Origin of the sequence: Klebsiella sp. P1CD1 (genome assembly GCF_003790505.1) — a bacterium.
GTDB classification, from domain to species: domain Bacteria; phylum Pseudomonadota; class Gammaproteobacteria; order Enterobacterales; family Enterobacteriaceae; genus Klebsiella; species Klebsiella variicola.
This window is the reverse complement of record NZ_CP033631.1, coordinates 2,452,337-2,469,940: the sequence shown is the minus strand read 5'-3', so window position 1 is coordinate 2,469,940 and position 17,604 is coordinate 2,452,337. Positions and strand designations below refer to the sequence as shown.

Below are 17,604 nucleotides of genomic sequence, written 5' to 3'. Positions count from 1 at the left end.
CGCCAGCCCGCTCGGTTTACAGCACCTTGCTGAGGAACGCGGCGGTGCGTGGGTTGCTCGGCGCGCTAAAGATCTGCCCCGGCTTGCCCTCTTCCTGAATCACGCCCTGGTCGATGAAGATCACCCGGTCGGCCACTTCGCGGGCAAAGCCCATTTCATGAGTCACGATCACCATCGTCATCCCCTCGCTGGCGAGGTTTTTCATCACCTCCAGCACGTCGCCCACCAGCTCCGGATCCAGCGCCGAAGTGGGCTCATCGAACAGCATAATCGACGGCTTCATCGCCAGCGCACGGGCGATGGCTACCCGCTGCTGCTGGCCGCCGGACAGGCTCGAGGGCCAGGCGTCGCGCTTATCGCTTAAGCCCACCTTCGCCAGCAAGGCGTCCGCCAGGTCGACCGCCTGCTGGCGCGGCATATTGCGCAGATTCATCGGCGCCATAATCAGGTTTTCCAGCACCGTCATATGCGGGAACAGGTTAAAGCGCTGGAACACCATGCCGACGCTTTCGCGCATCTTGTTGAGGTCGGTGGTCCGGTCGTGGGCGGCAAAGCCGTTAACCACCACCTCGCCTTCGCTGACCGTTTCCAGGGCGTTCATGCAGCGCAGGAAGGTACTTTTTCCCGAGCCGGACGGGCCGATGATGCACACCACTTCCTGCGGTTTAATATCGCAGCTAATGCCGCGCAGCACGTGGCTGTCGCCGAAGCGCTTATGTAAGTTATTAATGTGAATCACTTTTGCCAAACCTCTTTTCCAGACGGTTAACCAGCTGCGCCAGCAGGAAGGTGATCACCCAGTAGACCAGGGAGATGGTCAGGTAGGGTTCCCAGTAGGTGGCGTAGGCGCCGGAGACGGTGCGCGCGGCGTAGGCCAGATCGGCCAGGCCAATCGCCGAAGCCAGCGACGAGTCTTTGACAATGGCGATGGCGTTGTTGCCCAGCGGCGGCAGAATGCGGCGAAACGCCTGCGGCAGGATCACCTTGCGCATGGTTTTCCACCACGGCATGCCCAGCGCGCGGGAGGCCTCCATCTGCCCTTTGTCGATCGACTGGATGCCGGCGCGGAAAATCTCCGACACATAGGCTCCGGCGTTAAGGGTGATCGCCACGATGCAGGAGAGGAACGCCCCGTAGCTGGCGCGCAGCTCGCGGGCAAAGTCAGCGCTCATCAGGCCGCTGGTCACCAGCAGGCCGTCGCGCGGGTTGATAAACAGCGGCACCAGCGCAAAGTGCACCACCATAATCTGCACAAACAGCGGCGTACCGCGGAAGGCGCTAACGTAAAAACGCACCGGAAACTGCACCAGGTAGCGGAGAATATATTTCCACGGCCCGTGCTCGGCCTTCGCCATCCGCCCGAGACCGAGAGTTAACCCCCACAGCGTCCCGAGGATCACGCAGATAATGGTACATTTAATCGTCATCAGGGCGCCGTCCACAAACAGCGGGCCGTACTCCTCGATGATCTCCCAACGGAATCCCGTCATAGTCCTTCCCTAAAAAATACGGCTATCGCCTGGGCGATAGCCGTGGTCACTGAAAAAGGTGGATTATTGCGCTGGCAGCGTCGGCACGTTGTCGTCGAACCAGGTTTTATAGATTTTGGCGTAAGTCCCGTCAGCAACAATCTTTTGCAGCCCGGCGTTGATCTTGCCCAGCAGTTCGCTGTTGCCTTTCGCCACCGCAATACCGAAATACTGACGCTCAAATTTGGCATCCGGCACCAGCTTGAACTGCTTCTCCGGGTGCTGTTTGATGTAGTACTTCACCACCCCGACGTCGCCAACCGCGGCGCTGACGCCGTCCTCAAACAGCTCCTGAAGCATCAGCGGGGTATTGTCGAAACGCTTGATCGCGGTGCTGTTTTTGCCCAGCACCTCAGAAACCACGATATCGCCGGTGCTGGAGTTCACCACCCCGACCTTCTCGTTTTTCAGGGCCGCCAGCGAATCCACCTGCGAGTCCTGGGCGACGACGATAGACTGCTCGGCCGGGAAGTACGGCGCGGAGAAATCGACCATCTGTTTGCGCTTATCGGTGATGGTGATCCCGGAGATGATGATGTCGCGGTCGCCGGTGTTCAGCGTGGCGAAGATGCCTTCCCATGGGGTATTGACCAGCTTGACGTCAAAGCCTTCGGCTTTAGCGATGGCTTTGATGATGTCGATGTCGAAACCTTCCAGCTGTTTCTGGCTGTTTTCAAATTCAAACGGCCGGTAGGTGCCGCCGGAACCGACGGTATAGGTTTCCGCAGCCGCCTGTCCGGCTGCCGTCAGCGCGGCCATCATGAAACACGCCTTGAGCAAATTCTTGACCATGAGATTTCCTTTTTATGCATTTATTTTGCATAAAAATACACACACTGACTTTTATATGCAACCGGAAACCTTCCCGCTGGTGAATTATCTCTTCAACTGCCCCGTTTACCGCCGGATTTACCGATGGCCCGGTGCAGGTCGTTGATTCGTTTCAGGGATTTCACCGTTTTTTGTGGCGTGGTGGAGGCCACCGACAGGACAATCATCTCCAGACAGACCAGCACCGTGCCGTGCAGCGGCATCCGGCTGCTGTCCCCGCCGCGCGGGACGTCGATCACCACCTGCGCCTCCTGGCTGAAGCGCGAGTCCACCGCCTGGGTCAGCAGGATGGTCGGAATACCCAGCCGCTTCGCCTCGCGCAGGGTGGTCATCCCTTCGCGATGGGGGGATTTTTGCCCCATCATGATCAGCACATCGCCGCGCTGCAGGCCGATAAGCTGCTCGGCGAGGCTGAAGCCCGTGCGGTTCATCACATACGCCGGCAGGCCAATGCGGCTGAACAGCCGGGCGGTGTACTCGGCGAGGATCCCCGAGGCGCCGATGCCGAAGATCCCTACCTGGCGCGCGTCGCTGAGCAATGCCACCGCCTGGGCCACCGCCGCGCGGTTGTCGGCTCGCGACAGGACCTCGCAGACCCGCTGATGGCCTTCAAGCACAAAATCAATACTGGAGTTGACGTCGCTGGAGAGCGCCGTGACCGTCGAGCGCATCTTTTCCGCCGAGGTGACCGAGGTGCCGAACCAGCGCTCCATGGTCTGCTTAAGCTCGCGCAGCCCGGCGAAACCCAGCGCCTGGATGGCGCGTACCACCGTGGCGTCGGAGGTCTGGGTCGCCGTGGCGATCTCCATCGCCGTATGCTCCAGCACCACCTCGCGGTTGTCGTTGATATAGCTGACCACGGCCCGCAGCCGGGGGGAAAGCTGGTGCGCCCGGGCGCGATAGCGTTCGCCGAACAGATCGACTTTGCCCTTCTCTTTTTTTACCGCGCTTTTCATTTGGCCTCCGCCGGGATGGGCCTGCCGGCAATATGCGACTGCACCTGGGCCACCATCAGAGACAGCGCGGCGTAGGAGTTAGAGATCACCTCTTCCCGCGGCAGCAAAATATAGTGCCCGGTGCGGCAGGCACGCAAAAAGTCACACCAGCCGGGCATCACGCCTTCCATCGCCTGCAGCTCATCCTGCGGCTTACCGCCGGTATCCGACCGCCAGGTGGCGAAGACAAAATCGGCGTCCAGCTCCGGCAACTGTTCAGCGCTGACGTCAATGCGCTGACCGTCGGGGATCCGCTCAATCAGCGGCGGAAAGCGGAACCCGGCATCGCGCAGCACCCGGCCCAGCGCATGATACGAATGATGCACCGTGACCTTGCCGTTGTTCGCCTGGATCACGGAGACGCTGTACTGCGGTGGATTGACCATCGCTTTCAGCTGTTTGATTTGTTCCTGATAGCGGCGCTCAAGGATCGCCAGCCGCGGCTGGGTGCCGGTCAGCTGCGCCAGCTTGCGGTAAATCTCCGGGGCGCTACCCTGCAGATGGTCGATGCTCACCGTCGGGGCAATCTTCTCCAGTTGCTCCACTGACACATGGCGGCTGGGCTCGGTGATAATCAGATCCGGCTTTGCGGCGGCTACCGCTTCCAGATCGATATCGGCGGTGCCAATAAAGCGGATATCGCTGTTGTCGAAATCGACACCGGTGAGCTGGGCGCTGGCGCGCAGATAGTGGCTGCCGTCCGGGCGCGTCCGGCCGTGGCTGGCGATCGGCGGCACCCCGAGCTCAATCAACGGAATGGTAATATCGAGATCGTGCATCGAAACAATGCGCTGCGGATGCAGCGGGACGGTGACCGTGCGGCCTAAATCATCGGTGAAAGTTTGAGTTTGTGGGGCGGCGGCGCTGACGGCCCCCGTCAGCAACAGCAGCAATGAGACGAACCAACGCATACTACCTTCCTGGTTAAAGGGCATCACGGCGACGCCAGAGCAAGACAACAAAGAATGGGCAGCCCACCAGGGCAATGACAATCCCCGCCGGGATCTGCAGCGGGGCAAACGCCAGCCGGCCAAGGGTATCGGTTACCAGCACCAGCAAGGCGCCAATCAGCGCGCTGCCGCACAGCAGCGATACCTGGCCGCCGCGCAGCACAAAACGCGCCATATGCGGCGCCATCAGGCCCACAAAGCCCAGGCTGCCGACGCAGGAGACGCTGGCCGAGGTCAGCAGCACCGGCGCGAAAAAGCGCAGCATCGTCAGCTGCTGCAGACGTACGCCGAGGCCGATGGCGGTCCGGTCGCCCAGCAGCGCCACGTCCGCCGCACGGGCGGTACAGAACAGGATGATGGCCCCGGGCAGCGCCCAGCAAAAGGCCACCGCCAGCAGCGGCCAGGTGGCGGCCTGCAGGCTGCCCGCCAGCCAGATCATCGCCGTCTGCACGTCGCGAACGTCGGCGGTGGTCATAAAGATGCCGACCGCTGCCGCCAGAGTCCAGGAGACGCCGATGCCAATTAAAATAAAGCGTGGCCGCGAACAGTCGCGCGCCAGCGTCAGGACCAGCAAGGCCACCGCCACACCGCCGACCATCCCCGCCAGCGGCCGCCAGACCAGGCCTACCGCCGGGAAAAACAGCACCAGCGCCAGCACCACGATGCTGGCCCCCTCTTTGACGCCAATCAGCCCCGGGTCGGCCAGCCCGTTACGGGTGATGCTCTGCATCGCCGCGCCGGCCAGCCCCAGCATGGCCCCGCACAGCAGCGCCATCAGGATCCGCGGCAGGCGGATATCAAACAGAATAAAGCGCGGCTGCTCGCCCATATCCTGCGGCGCCAGCAGGGCCCGCGCCAGCGTCGACGCGGGCAACGGAAAGCTGCCGCGGCTGAGGCTGTACAGCCCGAGCGCCAGCAGCATCAGCATCATGATGGCGGCAATGTTGAGCGCCGCCGGGCGCAGCAGCAGCTGGCGGGAGGCGATAACCAGCGGCCGAAAACCGGCCCGGTGAACGGCGCGCGTCATTTAAAAAACCTCGCGGCGATAAAGATAAACAGCGGTGCGCCCACCAGGGCGGTCATCGCCCCGGTCGCCAGCTCCTGCGGCGCGACCAGCGTCCGGGCGGCGATGTCCGCCAGCACCAGCACCAGCGCCCCCACCGGCGCCGCCAGAGGCAGCGCCAGACGGATATCTTCCGTCACCAGACGGCGCACCACGTGCGGCACCACCAGCCCGACAAAACCGATCGGCCCGGCCACCGCCACCGCCGCGCCGCACAGCAGCGCAATCGCCAGCAGACCCAGCAGCCTCGTCTGGACGAGATTAACGCCAAGGCCCAGCGCCACCTTATCCCCCAGCGCCAGCACATTGAGCCGTGGGGCAATGAGCAGCGCGACGCCAAGGCCGATCAGCGCCGGAACCAGCGCCGTCTGCAGCGTGCTCCAGTTCAGTCCGGCCAGGTCGCCGGCCAGCCAGGTACGCATCGCCAGCAGCGTCTGTTCATCGAGGATCAATATCGCCGCCGTCACCGCCGACGCAAACGCTGACAGCGCCACTCCGCACAACGTGATGCGCAGCGGCGTCGCCCCGCCGCGCCCGGCAGAGGCCAGCGCCATCACGCCACCGAACAGCAGCCCCGCGCCGCAGGCGGCGGTCAGCGGGCGCCCGGCGGGGAAAGCGCCGAGAGACAGGCCCAGCGCAGAGGTCGCCACCACCGCCAGCGAAGCGCCGGCGTTAAGGCCGAGAATATGCGGCTCGCCAAGTGGGTTACGGATCACCGTCTGCAGCAGCAGCCCGGCGACGCCGAGCGCCGCGCCGGTCAGCAGCGCTGCCGCCAGCCGCACCAGGCGCAGATCGACGATGATTCGCTGGTCGAAGTTGCGCGGATTGTACTCCAGCAGCGCCTGCAGCACCGTCTGTGGGGCGATCCAGCGGGCGCCTAAGCCAAGATGCACCAGCGAGGCGGCGATAAGCAGCAGCGTTAGCAGCAAGAGCGCCAGTCGGGGGCGGGCATGACGCCGCGCGGCGTACATAACGGCGGCGCTCATGCGTCAACGGCCTGGCGGGCGCGAAACGGCATAAAGAACGGTTTGCCGGTTTGCGGGTTAATCGACATCTGCACGTCAACGTCAAACACGCGTTTAATCAGCTCAGGGCTACAGACATTGTTGTCGCTAATCGTGCCGGCGATGCGCCCCTGTTTGAGGAATACCAGCAGATCGGCGTAGTTAACGGCAAAGTTAAGGTCATGGAGCACCGTCACCACCGTGCGGCCATGTTCGCGGGTGAGAGTCTGGAGCAGCTCGAGGATATCGACCTGATAGCGCAGATCGAGCCAGGTGGTCGGCTCATCGAGCAGAATGGTGGCCGTTTGCTGGGCCAGCGCCATGGCGATCCAGCAGCGCTGACGCTGGCCGCCGGAGAGGCTGTCCACCGGCAGATGGGCGAATTCGGCGGTACCGGTTAAGCGCAGCGCCTCCTCCACCGCCAGCTCATCGGCCTCGGACCACTGGCGCATCAGCCCTTGCCATGGGTAGCGCCCGCGCGAGACCAGCTCGAAAACCGTTAACCCTTCCGGGGTCAGCGGCGATTGCGGGAGGATGCCCAGCTGGCGCGAGACGGCCTTCGTCGGCATCTGGTGAATGGCTTGCCCGTCCAGACGCACGCAGCCGCCGAGCGGTTTCAGCATTCTGGCGATGGTCGAGAGCAGCGTGGATTTACCGGAGCCGTTCGCCCCGGCCAGCACCGTCATTTTGCCGGTGGGAATGGTCAGGTTGATATCGTCAACGATCAGGGTCTGGCCGTATCCGGCCGACAGGGCATCCAGTACGATCCCCTGCTCTGCAGGTTTCACCCGCTGTGGCATAACTCGCTCCTGCGCCGCAGCGTTCCAGGCCATCGCTGAACAGTCTGCAGTCAAACAAAAATAAATCTCATTCTCTTTTGATCATGACGGGGATAGATGTAGTAGTCAATACTCGCCATCGTCATCCGTCCGTCGCGAGCACTACAGCGAGGCTGCGCAACAGTAAAACCAATAAAATCATTTAATATCAATAAAATAACAACACACCACCTCATTGAAAAGACGTGATGACCCCGCCATTCCCCACCGCCAATTTTTTATCTTACATAACATTTACTACTACATCCCTTCATGATTGAATGATTCTCAATTACACATCTGAAGGCGCGTTCAGACGCTAAACAGAGTGCTTTTATTATTCAGGGCAATGATTTTATTGGCTTAATCTGACCGCAAAGGCAGATTCGTTCACGAGAAACAGATAATGACTCAACCCCATGTCGCCTGCAGAGCGTTGCAAGGGCGCGCGCTTTTTTCGCTTCTTTTTTTAGCCTCACCGGGATTAATGGCCGCCGACAATAGCGCGGCGAAAAGTAATAACGACGCGGAAGAGACCATCACCGTGGTGGCCGACGGCGCGCAGCAGAGCGCCACCAGCGGCTATCAGCCACTCAGCTCCGCCACCGCGACGCTGACCTCGATGCCGCTGCTGGATATTCCGCAGGTGGTTAATACCGTCAGCGATCGGGTTCTCGAAGATCAGCACGCCACCTCACTCGATGAGGCGCTGTATAACGTCGCTAACGTGGTGCAGACCAACACCCTCGGCGGTACCCAGGACGCCTTTACCCGCCGCGGCTTCGGCGCCAACCGCGACGGCTCGATCATGACCAACGGTCTGCGCACCGTGCTGCCGCGCAGCTTTAACGCCGCCACCGAACGGGTGGAAGTCCTGAAGGGGCCAGCTTCAACGCTGTACGGTATCCTCGACCCCGGCGGGCTGATCAACGTCATCACCAAACGGCCGGAGCGGCAGTTCTCTGGTTCGGTTTCCGCGACGTCCACCAGCTTTGGCGGCGGTACCGGCAGCTTCGACGTCACCGGCCCCATCGAAGGCACGAATCTGGCGTACCGGCTGATTGGGGAATACCAGAATGAGGATTACTGGCGCAATTTTGGTAAAAACAAAAGCAGCTTTATCGCCCCTTCCCTGACCTGGTTTGGCGAGCGGGCGACGGTGACCGCGTCCTATTCGCACCGCGACTACAGCGCGCCTTTTGACCGCGGCACTATTTTCGATCTGAACACCGGCCATGCGGTGAACGTCGATCGCAAAACCCGCTTCGATGAAGCGTTTAATATTACCGATGGCTATTCCGATCTCGCTCAGCTCAACGCCGAGTATCGCCTTAACGACGCCTGGACCGCGCGCTTCGACTACAGCTACAGCCAGGATAATTACAACGATAACCAGGCGCGGGTGATGGCCTATGATTCGGCGACCGGCAATCTCACCCGCCGGGTCGACGGTACCCACGGTTCAACGCAGAAGATGCACTCCACCCGCGCTGACCTGCAGGGCAACGTGGTGGTAGGCGGCTTTTATAACGAACTGCTGACCGGCGTCGCCTATGAGAATTACGATTTGCTGCGCACGGATATGCTGCGCTGCAAGAACGTGAAAGGCTTTAACATCTATCATCCGGTCTACGGCACCCTCGACACCTGTAATACCGTCTCCGCCTCCGACAGCGATCAGCGTATCCAGCAGGAGAGCTATGCCGCATACGTGCAGGACGCGCTGTACCTGACCGACAACTGGATCGCCGTCGCCGGCGTGCGCTACCAGTACTACACCCAGTACGCCGGTAAAGGCCGACCATTTAACGTCAATACCGACAGCCGCGATGAGAAATGGACGCCGAAAGCCGGCCTGGTCTACAAGGTGACGCCGAACGTCTCCCTGTTCGCCAACGTCGCCCAGTCGTTTATGCCGCAGTCGTCGATCGCCAGCTATATCGGCGAACTGCCGCCGGAAGAGTCCACCTCTTACGAAGTGGGCGCCAAATTCGACCTGTTAAACGGCATTACCGCCAATATCGCGCTGTTTGATATTCATAAGCGTAACGTGCTGTACACCGAGAGCATTGGCGATGAGACAGTGGCCAAAACGGCGGGCAAGGTGCGTTCCCAGGGCGTGGAAGTGGACCTGGCCGGGTCCATCACCGATAACCTCAGCGTGATCGCCAGCTACGGCTACACCGACGCCAAAGTGCTGGAAGATCCGGATTACGCCGGGAAACCGCTGCCAAACGTACCGAAACATACCGGCTCGCTGTTCCTGACCTATGACATTCATAACGTCTATAACAGCAATACCCTGACCGTCGGCGGCGGCGGTCATGCGGTCAGCAAGCGCTCCGGCACCAACGGCGCGGATTATTATCTGCAGGGCTATGCGGTGGCGGATGTGTTCGCCGCCTATAAGATGAAGCTGCAGTATCCGGTGACGCTGCAGGTGAATGTGAAGAACCTGTTTGATAAGACCTATTTCACCTCCTCCATCGGCACCAATAACCTCGGCAACCAGATTGGCGACCCGCGCGAAGTGCAGTTCACGGTGAAGATGGATTTTTAAGCCGGACCATGGCGTCGCGCCGGATGTTCATTGCCGGGCGGCGCTGCGCTTGCACAGGCCTACCTTTCCGTGACATTTGTCGCAGCCGCCACCGGGCAATGCGTTCAGCTTACCAGTCCTCCTCCTGGCCGAGGATGCGCAATATATCCTGACGATGCTGCAGCAGTTGCGGGTTATCGCGATGACGGGGAAAATCCAGCGGCAGCGCGAACTCGGCGATAATCCGCCCTGGACGCGGCGACATCACCAGTACCCGCTCGCACAGCAGCAGCGCCTCTTCGATATCGTGGGTCACCAGCAGGCTGGTATACCCCTGCTGCTGCCAGAGGGCGATCAGCTCCCGCTGCATGCTGATGCGAGTCAGGGAATCCAGCTTACCCAACGGCTCGTCGAGCAGCAGCAGGCGCGGTTCGTTCAACAAGGCGCGCGCCAGCGCCGCACGCTGCGCCATCCCCCCGGACAGCTGCCGCGGCCACGCCTCGCTGAAGGCCTGCAGCCCGATGCGGTCAATCAGCGCGTCGGCCTTCGCCTCCAGCCCCTTTTTGCCCTGCGCCTGCGGGCCCAGCAGCACGTTCTGCCGTACCGTCAGCCATGGGTAGAGCGTCGGATCCTGAAACACAAGGATCCGCTCCGGCCCCGGGGCGCCGGGCGCCGCGCCGTCGATCTGCATCTGTCCGCTCTGCGGCGCTTCCAGCCCCGCCATCAGCCGCAGCAGGGTTGATTTGCCGCAGCCGGAAGGGCCCAGCAGCGCCACGCTTTCCCCTGGGCGCAGCTGCAGACTGATATTCTCCAGCACCGGTACCGTCTGTTTGCCAAGCGTAAACGCATGATGAAGATGGCTGATGGATACCGCCGCGCCGCGCGCTATCGCCGGCGAATCTGGCGTCGCTGTTACCATTGCATTCCTCCTCGCTGCCAGCTCAGCAGCCGGTCACGCAGCATAAATAATCCGCTTATCAGGCCGGAGCATAACAACGCCATTACCAGCAGCGCGGCGTACATATTCGGATAGGCCGCCCAGCCCTGGGCCCACTGGAGGTAAAAGCCGATCCCTGACTTCACCCCGACCATTTCGGCGACAATCAGCACCGAAAACGACGCGCCGAGCCCCATAAACAGGCCGACAAAGACGTTCGGCAGCGCGGCGGGGATCGCCACCCGCAGGATCAGGAAACGCTGGCTGGCGCCGAGGGTCCGCGCCACGTCGTACCACGCCTTATCAATGCCCATCACTCCGGACCAGGTCAGCACCGTGACCGGGAACCAGGTGCTCAGCGCGATCAAAAACACGCTGGCGCCGAAGCTCGAGGGAAAAATAAACAGGCACAGCGGCAGCAGCGCGGTGGACGGCACCGGCCCCAGCAGACGTAACACCGGATGCACCCAGTAGCCAATCCGTTGCGACCAGCCAATGGCCAGACCGGTGATGAACCCGCTGCTGGTGCCCAGCAGCACGCCGAGCCCCAGCAGCCCCAGCGAGTGCAACAGGCTGTCGAGCAGGCGCGGCCAGTCGTCGTGCAGCACCTCGATCAGCGCCTGCGGCGGCGCGAAAAACGGCACCGGCAGCACGGCGCTCTTGGCGGTCAGCCCTTCCCAGACAGCAAACAGCACCGGCAACAGCGCCAGCCACTTGCCGGCATGCCGCACACGCGCGCCGCGCGCTCGCCAGTAGCGATAGCTCAGCGCCAGCAGCAGTAATCCACTGCCGAGGGTGAATTGCGCCAGCGCCCACCCTTCGCTAAACGGCCAGCGCCGCCCGGCATCGGGCCAGGTCAGAGTAAACAGACCGCCCAGCAGCCACAGCGCGGCGGCCAGCAGCCCTTCTCCCCACAGCGGCGCGCGGCCGGTGGGGCGCGCCAGAGCCTGCTCAGGCGAATACGTTGGCATAGATACTCTCCGCGAACTGATGGGGATCGGTACCCGGCTTGATCACCTGCACCCGCTGCAGGTCGACCGCGTACTGCGTCAGCTCTTTCACGAATGCTTCGCCCACCGCATGATGGCCGTGGCCCTGCCCGTGCAGGATGCCGCTCACCTCCGCTTCACTGGTGTTCAGGGCATGGGCGAGGAAGGATTGCGCCACGCTTTCCGGATGCGCAGCGGCATAGCTGTGCGCCTCAAGGATCGCCTGGGTGAGCGCGGCGGCGGCCGGTTTATGGTCCCGCGCCAGGCTCCCGCTCACCCCCAGCACGCAGCAGCTGAGGTTGGCATAATCCCCGGTCATATTGCTGGCGATCAGCTGATACTTGCCGGTCTCCAGCAGACGATAGCTGAATGGCTCGCTGCCGCTGATGGCGGCGATTTCGCGCTTGTCCAGCGCCACGCTGAGCAGATCCGCCGGGTAGACTTTCCACTGCACGTCGCTGATCGGGTCGATACCGTGGCGCTTAAGCAGAATGGCGAAGAAGTTTTTATCCGGCCCGGCCATATCAGTGACGCCGATGGTTTGTCCCTTCAGGCTCTCGAGGCCGCCGAACGGCGAGTCTTTGGCCGTCAGCAGGTTCAGACAGCCGCCGTGGGTTCCGGCGGTGAGCTTGACGTCAAAGCCCTGCTCCAGCGCCTTCAGCCAGCGCAGCGCCATCCCCACCCCGGCGTCGGCCTTACCGGTGGCGATCGCCTCCAGCAGTACATCGGTGGAGTTGCCGAAGTTAACAAACTCAACGTCGAGGTTATATTTACTGAAAATCTTCTGCTGCTCGGCGACGGCGACCGGCGCAAGGCATACCGCGCTTTTATTGATCGCCAGCTTGATCTTGTAGGGCTCTGGCAGGCGCAGCGCCGGATGGGCATCGCCGCTGGCCATGTCCGCCATATCGTGAGCCCACAGCGGCAGAGAGACCCCGGCCAGCGCCAGGCCGCCGCTGAGCTGTAAAAAACGGCGGCGGGAAAAAGTGTTTCTGGTCATGGTGTCACCTCGGCGGCGGGCACGCTAAAGCTGGGGTCAAAGGTCGGCTTCACGTCCAGCCGGGTGCGGATCAGGCCGTTGGCGAGATAAAAGTCCGCCGTTGCCTGCTGCTGGGTCACCGTTTCCTCTGCCAGCGGCTGCCACTGCGACTGGCGGTTGGCAAATTGCGCCCGGGCGATCTCCGCCGGGAAGCGGATGATCTCCCCCAGCGTTTTGCCGTAGCTGTCGAGATTGGCGTAGGCCCAGCGCTCAGCGCCGGCCAGGCGCTGGAGATAATCCTGCAGCGCGGCGCGTTTTTGCGGATCGTTAAGCGCGGAATCCGTTGCCGCGAGGAAGGTATTCCCCGGCAGCAGCCCTTTGCCGCTCACCAGAATCTGCCCCTCGTTGGTCTTCACCATTTGGGTGGTGTAGGGCTCCCAGGTCGCCCAGGCGTCCACCGAACCGTTAAGCAGCGCCACTTTGGCGTCCACCGGGCCGAGGAACACCCACTGCACCTCCTTCGGTGAAATCCCCGCCTGCTCCAGCGCTTTCAGCGCCACGAAATGACCAATCGACCCTTTACCGGTGGCGATGCGTTTGCCTTTTAAATCGGCGCCGCTTTTTAACGTGCTGCCGGGGGAAACCAGCACCGCGGTCCCCGCCGGGTTGCTTTTATCCACGGCAATGGCCTTGACCGGCGCACCGTTGGCCAGGGCAAAGAGCAACGGCGCATCGCCGATGATCCCCGCGTCCACGGCGCCCGCGTTGAGGGCTTCCGCCAGCGGCGCGGCGGCCGGGAACTCGGCCCACTTAATGTCGTAAGGGAGATTTTGCAGGGCGTTGGCCGCCTCCAGCTGCGAACGCATGCCGCCTTTTTGATCGGCGATACGCAGGGTGATCCGCTCCTGCGCTGTCGCGTAGCCGCCCAGCGCCAGCAGCATCAGCGCTGCCGCCACCCGGCCTGAAAATGATAGACGCATCGTGATTATCCTTGTGATTGAAAGACGAAGTTGCCGGCTGCCAGCCAGGCGCTGTCGCTCTGTGGGGTATGTACCCGTCCGCAGAGCACGTTGCGGTAGTGGCGTTCCAGCGGGTTCTGTCGGCTCAGGCCATGATTTCCGGTCAGCTCGAGCGCAATATTCACCGCCTGAATGGCGTTGTCGGTGATGGTGACTTTCGCCAGATTGGCCTCGATAGCGGAAAAGCGCAGCGCGGCGGCCTGCTCCAGCAGGCTGCGGTTGACCAGCAGCAGCCCGGCGATCTGCCCGACTTTCTCCTGCACCCGTGGCAGACGAGAGAGCGGATGACCGAGACCGGCGGGTACCCGTCCCGCCAGCCACCTCACCAGCCAGTCGTGAGCGGCGTGGGCAATGCTGTCATAGATCGCCGCCAGCAGCGCCGTCTGCCGGTTGGCGAACAGGCGAAACGGTTCGGCCTCCGCGGCGGGTGGCGCATCGGCCGGCCAGACATCCACCGCGTGCTCTGCCGCCACCCGCACGTGGTTAAAAATAACTTCATGGCTGCCGGTGGCCCGCATCCCGGCGTGATCCCAGCTTTTCACCACGCTGATACCCGGGCTGTCGCCAGCCACCAGCCAGGTGCCCACCAGCGGCGGGTTATCATCGCTTCTGGCCCACACCGCCAGCCAGCGCAGCCCTTCAATGCCGGTGGTATAAATTTTATGGCCGCTGATGTCCCAGCCCTCCGCGCGACGGGTCGCCACGGTGTCCGGCAGGCCGCCCCGCGCCGGGGATCCCAGCTCCGGCTCGACGCGCAGGCTGTTGATCAGGCCACCGTGTTCGACAGCATCGTGAAAAACCTGCTGGCGCAGCGGCGCGTGCCAGGCGTCGTTTTCCGCCAGCCGCAAATGGTGCAGATACTGCATGCAGACGATCAGCGCTGTCGCCGGCTCTCCCCAGGCGATGGCGGCGATGACCTGCTGCAGCTGGGCCAGAGTGGCGCCCGCGCCGCCGCAGGATGGCGGCACGGCGAGACTTAACCAGCCCCCCGCACGCAGATGGTCGATATTACGCCAGGGAAACTCGCCGCTGGCGTCAAGGCTGGCCGCCTGCTCCGCCATCTGCTGGCGAAGCGCCGTCAGCTGCCGGGCCCAGTCGTCGCGCTCAGGATGGATCACGATGCGCGCTCCGCCACCGCACGCCGGGCGGCTTTTTCCCGGGCGATCGGCAGCAGCGCCCGGCCATAGTCGGCCGCGTCGTTCAGCGGATCGAAGCCGCGGATCAGGAAGTTACGCACCCCGAGGTCGTAGTAATCGAGCAGCGCATCCGCCACCTGCTCCGGGGTGCCCACCAGCGCGGTGGAGTTATGTCCGCCGCCCACCAGCTGGGCGATGCCGGTCCACAGGCGTTTGTCCACCACTCTGCCCTGCGCCGCGGTAGCCCGCAGCCGCTGGGCGCCGATGCTGTCCGGTTTGGCTTTGAACCCCCCTCCGCGCTGTGCCGCCTGCTCGGTGGCGACGTGCAGGATATGCTCGGCTTTCTCCCAGGCTTCGGCTTCGCTGCCGGCGATAATCGGCCGGAACGAGACGCTGAAGCCGATATCACGCTGGTGTTTCGCCGCTTCGGCGCGCACGCGCTGGATGGTCTCTCCGGTTTGCGCCAGCGACTCGCCCCACAGGGCGAAGACGTCGGCATGTTTGCCGGCGACGGCGATGGCCGCTTCCGACGAGCCGCCGAAGTAGATGGGAAGATGCGGTTTTTGCAGCGGGCGAATGGCGGACCAGGCCTGCTCGGCCTGATAAAAATCGTTGTGAATATCCACCGGCTGCTCGCTGGTCCACACCTGGCGCACGGTGTCGAGGAAGGCGTCGGTGCGGGCGTAGCGCTGGTCGTGGTCGAGATAATCGCCATCCCGGCGCTGCTCGGCATCGTTGCCGCCGCTGATGATATGGACCGCCAGCCGGCCCCCCAACAGGTGCTCAAGGGTGGCGAATTTGCGCGCGGCGAGGGTTGGCGAAACAAAACCGGGGCGATGGGCCAGCAGGTAATGGATTTTCTGCGTCGACAGCCCGGCCAGGGCCGTCACCAGAAAGCCGTCGGGTTGATCGGACCAGTGGCCGACCAGCAGACGATCAAACCCGGCGGCTTCATGGGTTTGCGCAAAGCGAACGATATAGTCGCGGTCAAAGATCGGCCCCACCGGGGCAATCGTTTCGGAAGAGAGGCGGTGGCCAATCATGCCGAGAAACTGAATGCTCATGAACAACTCCTTGCGTCAGGGTAATGGAGTGGCCGCGACAGCGGCGCTGGTCATTACCCTATACAGAGTGTGTTAATGAGCAAAATGCATTTTTATCATATCTTAATATGCTGAATTAGCATTAAACAAAAATGCATAGTGCTTTCAGTCGGATACTGTCAGCTGCTGCACCACTTTGCTGGCGAAAAAGGTCAGCGGCGCCTGCAGGTTTGCCAGATACTGGGCGTGGATCAGCCACAGTGAGACCGCAGGCTGAAAATCGCTGAGGCTGAGGACCGCAATCTCGTCCCGCCACGGGCTGCTGGCCAGCGCCGCCCGCGGCACCAGACCCAGCCCCTGTCCCTGCGCCACCAGCGCTATCTGCAGCTGCGCGCCCGCGCTTTCGACATTAAGCTTCAACCGCAATCCCTGACTCTGCAGCTGGCGAATAAGCCCGGCGCGCAGGCCACAGCCGTCGGGGTTAAGGATCCAGCCCTGTTCGGCGCACTCCCGCAGGGATGACGCGCGCAAATTCAAACGCCGGCCGACGATCGGCACCACCTCCAGGGGACACAGCAGCCGTCCGCTGTAGCCCTCGGCGAAGCTTTGCTGGGCGGGCCCCATCGCCAGCATGCCGTCCAGCTCGCCGTTTTCCAGCCGGCGCTGCAGCTGTCCGCTCCAGCCGCAGGTGATCTGCGGCGACAGTCCGGGAAACTGCTGGCTCAGCGTCGACAGCGCCGCCGGCAGGGCAATCTCGCTGAGACTCTGCGGCACGCCGAGACGCAGCGCGCCGCGCGGCTCGCCTTGCGGATCCAACAGGCTGTAGAGTTTTTTCGTCTCACGCTTAATGCTCAGACACTGCTCGTACACCCGGTGTCCGGCGGCGGTCAGGGTCAGCGGACGGGTCTGGCGCTCCAACAGCGTCACGTTCAGCTCCTGTTCCAGACGCTGAAGACGCCGGGTGATGGCCGACTGGGTGATCCCCAGATATTCCGCGGCCTGATTGAGGGAGGAAAACTGCACCGTGGCCAGCAAAGCGTCAATATCGTCAATGCGCATAGGATCCTTATGTGAAATTTGCATATTAATATATGCGTAAATTGCATTTAAATAATATTAACGCCTCTGTTAGCGTTTTGACCAGTCCCTCTGACAGGAACCGCACATGACTGCACCACGACTGGAAAAATTACGCCATTTCATTCATGAGGTAGACCGCCTGCACCGTGAGCACCACCAGACCGCCCCGCTGCTTGACGCCGTGGCGCAGCGACTGGCGGCGCTGGTGCGTTACGACGACTGGCTGCCGGAAGAGTACACCCTGCCGCATCCGCACCATTACCAGCAGTATCTGCTGCATGCCGACTCCGGGGAGCGCTTCTCGATTGTCAGCTTCGTCTGGGGACCGGGGCAAGCGACGCCGATCCATGACCATCGGGTGTGGGGGGCCATTGGTATGCTGCGCGGCGCGGAGGAAAACCAGCGCTACCAGCTGGATGCCGATGGCATCCCGCGCGCGCTGGGCGCCGCCACGCTTCTGGAAGCAGGCCAGGTGGAGAAAGTCTCCGCTGACGATGGCGATATTCATCGCGTCAGCAATGCGCTGGCGGATCGCGTCTCCATCAGCATTCACATCTACGGCGGCAATATCGGCGCGGTGAAGCGCGCCGTGTATACCCCGGAAGGGCAGCAGAAACCGTTTATCTCCGGCTACTCTAACCGCCATTTACCCAATATCTGGGATTTGTCCCGCGAACATCAAGGATAACCAC

General features: G+C 62.5%; 15 protein-coding genes and 2 pseudogenes. 2 read left to right on the top strand and 15 right to left on the bottom strand.

Annotation, left to right across the window (positions count from 1 at the left end; translation table 11 throughout):
* Window positions 1-16: 16 nt before the first annotated feature.
* The 8 genes and pseudogenes from DTA24_RS12300 to DTA24_RS12265 form a co-directional block, all read right to left on the bottom strand.
* Window positions 17-739 carry an amino acid ABC transporter ATP-binding protein gene (locus DTA24_RS12300; RefSeq protein ID WP_012967953.1) on the bottom strand — a complete coding sequence of 241 codons (723 nt, stop codon included), beginning with the start codon at window positions 737-739 and terminating at the stop codon, window positions 17-19.
* Window positions 726-1,490, bottom strand: coding sequence for an amino acid ABC transporter permease (locus tag DTA24_RS12295; RefSeq protein WP_004151161.1), 765 nt, complete (start codon window positions 1,488-1,490; stop codon window positions 726-728). The genes DTA24_RS12300 and DTA24_RS12295 overlap by 14 nt, the downstream gene beginning before the upstream one ends.
* A 63-nt stretch (window positions 1,491-1,553) precedes the next feature.
* Window positions 1,554-2,321 carry a basic amino acid ABC transporter substrate-binding protein gene (locus DTA24_RS12290; protein ID WP_008804504.1) on the bottom strand — a complete coding sequence of 256 codons (768 nt, stop codon included), beginning with the start codon at window positions 2,319-2,321 and terminating at the stop codon, window positions 1,554-1,556.
* A 92-nt stretch (window positions 2,322-2,413) separates the two neighbouring features.
* Window positions 2,414-3,347, bottom strand: a pseudogene (locus tag DTA24_RS12285) (MurR/RpiR family transcriptional regulator).
* Complete coding sequence (locus tag DTA24_RS12280; protein WP_074456603.1) at window positions 3,313-4,290, bottom strand: iron-siderophore ABC transporter substrate-binding protein; 978 nt, start codon at window positions 4,288-4,290, stop codon at window positions 3,313-3,315. The pseudogene DTA24_RS12285 and the gene DTA24_RS12280 overlap by 35 nt, the downstream one beginning before the upstream one ends.
* Window positions 4,280-5,332 carry a FecCD family ABC transporter permease gene (locus DTA24_RS12275; protein ID WP_008804502.1) on the bottom strand — a complete coding sequence of 351 codons (1,053 nt, stop codon included), beginning with the start codon at window positions 5,330-5,332 and terminating at the stop codon, window positions 4,280-4,282. Before DTA24_RS12275 ends, DTA24_RS12280 begins: the two co-directional genes overlap by 11 nt.
* Window positions 5,329-6,354 carry a FecCD family ABC transporter permease gene (locus tag DTA24_RS12270; RefSeq protein ID WP_016161272.1) on the bottom strand — a complete coding sequence of 342 codons (1,026 nt, stop codon included), beginning with the start codon at window positions 6,352-6,354 and terminating at the stop codon, window positions 5,329-5,331. Before DTA24_RS12270 ends, DTA24_RS12275 begins: the two co-directional genes overlap by 4 nt.
* Entirely contained in the window at window positions 6,351-7,172 is an 822-nt protein-coding gene (locus tag DTA24_RS12265) for an ABC transporter ATP-binding protein (RefSeq protein ID WP_012967950.1), read from the bottom strand. Before DTA24_RS12265 ends, DTA24_RS12270 begins: the two co-directional genes overlap by 4 nt.
* A gap of 505 nt (window positions 7,173-7,677) precedes the next feature.
* Between DTA24_RS12265 and DTA24_RS12260 the strand changes: the two genes are divergently transcribed.
* Window positions 7,678-9,750, top strand: coding sequence for a TonB-dependent siderophore receptor (locus DTA24_RS12260; protein ID WP_123836843.1), 2,073 nt, complete (start codon window positions 7,678-7,680; stop codon window positions 9,748-9,750).
* A gap of 109 nt (window positions 9,751-9,859) precedes the next feature.
* On the opposite strand, the gene DTA24_RS12255 is transcribed toward DTA24_RS12260, so the two are convergent.
* From DTA24_RS12255 to DTA24_RS12225, 7 genes and pseudogenes are all read right to left on the bottom strand, one after another.
* Window positions 9,860-10,648, bottom strand: a complete 789-nt coding sequence (locus DTA24_RS12255) for an ABC transporter ATP-binding protein (protein ID WP_123836842.1) — start codon at window positions 10,646-10,648, stop codon at window positions 9,860-9,862.
* Window positions 10,642-11,637 (bottom strand): ABC transporter permease, encoded by a 996-nt coding sequence (locus DTA24_RS12250; RefSeq protein WP_012541421.1) that lies wholly within the window; start codon window positions 11,635-11,637, stop codon window positions 10,642-10,644. Before DTA24_RS12250 ends, DTA24_RS12255 begins: the two co-directional genes overlap by 7 nt.
* Window positions 11,618-12,655 (bottom strand): ABC transporter substrate-binding protein, encoded by a 1,038-nt coding sequence (locus DTA24_RS12245; RefSeq protein ID WP_032733194.1) that lies wholly within the window; start codon window positions 12,653-12,655, stop codon window positions 11,618-11,620. Before DTA24_RS12245 ends, DTA24_RS12250 begins: the two co-directional genes overlap by 20 nt.
* Entirely contained in the window at window positions 12,652-13,614 is a 963-nt protein-coding gene (locus DTA24_RS12240; RefSeq protein ID WP_008804495.1) for an ABC transporter substrate-binding protein, read from the bottom strand. Before DTA24_RS12240 ends, DTA24_RS12245 begins: the two co-directional genes overlap by 4 nt.
* A gap of 5 nt (window positions 13,615-13,619) precedes the next feature.
* The gene (locus tag DTA24_RS12235; protein ID WP_023340332.1) at window positions 13,620-14,771 is read right to left on the bottom strand and encodes an acyl-CoA dehydrogenase family protein; all 1,152 of its coding nucleotides are present in this window, start codon (window positions 14,769-14,771) and stop codon (window positions 13,620-13,622) included.
* Window positions 14,758-15,853, bottom strand: a pseudogene (locus DTA24_RS12230) (LLM class flavin-dependent oxidoreductase). Before DTA24_RS12230 ends, DTA24_RS12235 begins: the two are co-directional and overlap by 14 nt.
* A gap of 144 nt (window positions 15,854-15,997) precedes the next feature.
* Entirely contained in the window at window positions 15,998-16,891 is an 894-nt protein-coding gene (locus tag DTA24_RS12225; RefSeq protein ID WP_110244788.1) for a LysR family transcriptional regulator, read from the bottom strand.
* Between the two features lie 106 nt (window positions 16,892-16,997).
* Between DTA24_RS12225 and DTA24_RS12220 the strand changes: the two genes are divergently transcribed.
* Window positions 16,998-17,600: a cysteine dioxygenase gene (locus DTA24_RS12220; RefSeq protein WP_008804491.1), complete on the top strand. Its 603-nt coding sequence runs from the start codon at window positions 16,998-17,000 to the stop codon at window positions 17,598-17,600.
* The last annotated feature ends 4 nt before the right edge of the window (window positions 17,601-17,604 follow it).